The 2,264-nt window shown below is 46.1% G+C and carries 2 protein-coding genes; one reads left to right on the top strand and one right to left on the bottom strand.

Annotation, left to right across the window (positions count from 1 at the left end; all coding sequences use genetic code 11):
• Positions 1–575 precede the first annotated feature (575 nt).
• Positions 576–1,169 carry a helix-turn-helix domain-containing protein gene (locus tag ABYW01_RS19800; protein ID WP_372836123.1) on the bottom strand — a complete coding sequence of 198 codons (594 nt, stop codon included), beginning with the start codon at positions 1,167–1,169 and terminating at the stop codon, positions 576–578.
• Between the two features lie 659 nt (positions 1,170–1,828).
• Between ABYW01_RS19800 and dctP the strand changes: the two genes are divergently transcribed.
• Positions 1,829–2,264: TRAP transporter substrate-binding protein DctP (gene dctP / locus ABYW01_RS19795; RefSeq protein WP_372836121.1), on the top strand; the 436-nt coding region annotated here is incomplete at its 3' end.

Below are 2,264 nucleotides of genomic sequence, written 5' to 3'. Positions count from 1 at the left end.
CCGGCTTGTTGAGTACAAAGATAAATCCCCAAAATGAAATTATCAATTATTTTTTCATTTATATTAAATAATTATAGTTTTCATCATATTAAAAAATATCAAAATCCCACCGTTTTATCTTTTTAATCAGATAGTTATGACCACAAACACAGATTCAATTGAACTATGAAAAATGAAAATCTCATTGGGAGAGCAGACGAGTCAGACTCTTATTCAGAATGCACGGCATGTGCCGTCAGACATACAAGGTCGGGGCAAGATATAAGGAATAAGGAGAAAGGCTCAGAAAGGTCGAAGCGTGACATCTATGGCATCAGACGGTAGATGCAACGAGTAGAAGACACTTCCCCCGACTGATGGCCAAGGTGGCCAGATACTACAAACAACCTCATAAGATAACGGTATAAACTTCATATAAGCAGATAGGAATAGGACTGAATATGCGCTAACGGCAAAACAGATCACTCCCCGATTTTCAGGTGAGATACAACTATTATTGGCGGGTTGAGCTCTGCGTAGAGCTGCAGGATGCCTATGAATACACGACGGTCACTAAACCGATAGCGGGTTAACGATCAGTACCCACCACCCACGATCGTCCATATAACGACGGCATCTTCGCTGGCCGATGGGTTACGCACCCAATGTGCTTCATTACCGGTCAGGGAAAAGCTATCACCCGCCTGCAGTAAGTAGCGCTTGTCACCGACTCCCAGTTCCAACATACCCGATTGCACAAAGCCCCCCTCTTCGCCCTTCCGCTCGCGGGATTCGGTACTGCCCGCTTCCGGCGCAAAAGTAGTGAGGATCATCTGCAATTGATCACTCAGACGTGGCGACAAAAGTTCTTCACGTATTCCTGTTCCCGAAAAGTTCAGGCTACGGCGCGCATCACCACGTACGATGTAATTGAGTTCATCGACGGGGGCTTCGTTATCCGTATGAAAGAACCAACTGATCTGCACACCCAACACTTCACAGATCTTCTGTAGTACCGGTATGGGTAAAGCAGACACGCCCCGCTCTACCTGACTGACATACCCAACAGAGCGATCAATTTTCTCTGCCATAGTCGTCAATGTAATCTTCTTGGCTTTACGAAGATCGCGAATCTGGCGACCGATACGTAAGTTCTCTGCCTCTGCAGTATCCTTTTCTTTCTGGTTCATAGACTACCTGCTACAACGATTGCTGCGCCTTTATATAGGCATCTTTATCTGTCCTTGATCGGACTGTGCCTGACTCTACCTTCAGCGTCTATTCATCTGGGACTATACAAAATCATAGTAATGAAGGTAACGTGCCATTTTTCATATATTGTATGGTTATTAGCTATAACTTTCATGTATTTAACATCGAGAGTGAATTCAGAGAGAGTAGGCGCCCTTTTAAGCAGTGCTGACTGCTCATAAATTCGACAATCAACGAATAGTGGGAATTTAATCCGTAATACCAAAGAGTGAACGTCCTCATAACTGGACGAACTCAACTATAGTACCTACATTAGAAACACCCTTGAAAGCCACATATTACGGGGCTTTCAGGCTGGCTCCACTCCATGCAGAGAGCTGGCCCTAAAAAAGAAAATCTCATAGGTTGAGTATGTATAGCATTATCACGCTGAGATTCTGAAACCTGCTGGCATCCCTGGCAGATACCAAGAAACAGATTTTCACGGAGTGATGATGGCCCGGGAGCCTGAGATGTGACCGTCTGCTTACCCAGAGACATTCCACTTCAACGTTTGCGGGTCGGTCAGCCCAGGTTGACCACCATGACTCTCCCACCCGTCTAAGGATGGGTGGATCAAAAATTTCAGGAGTTACTTATGACACATAAGAATAAGATCGCAAAAGTACTTTCCCTGACCGCTGGCTTGGTCTTCTCTGCAAGCACCATGGCAGCAAACTGGAATATCGCTGTAGGTGACGGCGGCGGTAGTGCACAGGAAGCGTTAGGCCTCAAGTTCATTGAAGCTCTGCAGAAGAACACCGACGGTAAACATTCCGCTAAGCTGTTCCTGAACGGTCAGCTGGGTTCCGAGCAGGATACTGTGAACGATGCTGCGATCGGTACACTGGATTTTTCCATTCTGGCAAGTAACAACCTCGCTCCTTTCTCCCCTACTCTGGGTATTCTTTCCCTGCCATACATCTTCGAAAACCTGGATCAGGCTCAGAAGACTGTTGAAGGGTCTGTTGGTGAAGAGCTCATCAAGAACACCATTCGTGATTCCGGTGTTCGTATCGTAGGCTGGACTTACT

The organism is Pontibacterium sp., assembly GCF_041587635.1.
GTDB lineage: Bacteria > Pseudomonadota > Gammaproteobacteria > Pseudomonadales > Balneatricaceae > Pontibacterium.
The sequence above is the reverse complement of the archived record's forward strand: the minus strand, read 5'-3'. Positions and strand labels throughout refer to the sequence as shown.

Bases quoted from the DNA above. Each gene is read 5' to 3' on its own strand.
- ABYW01_RS19800 (WP_372836123.1), bottom strand. From the start codon at position 1,169: ATGAACCAGAAAGAAAAGGATACTGCAGAGGCAGAGAACTTACGTATC.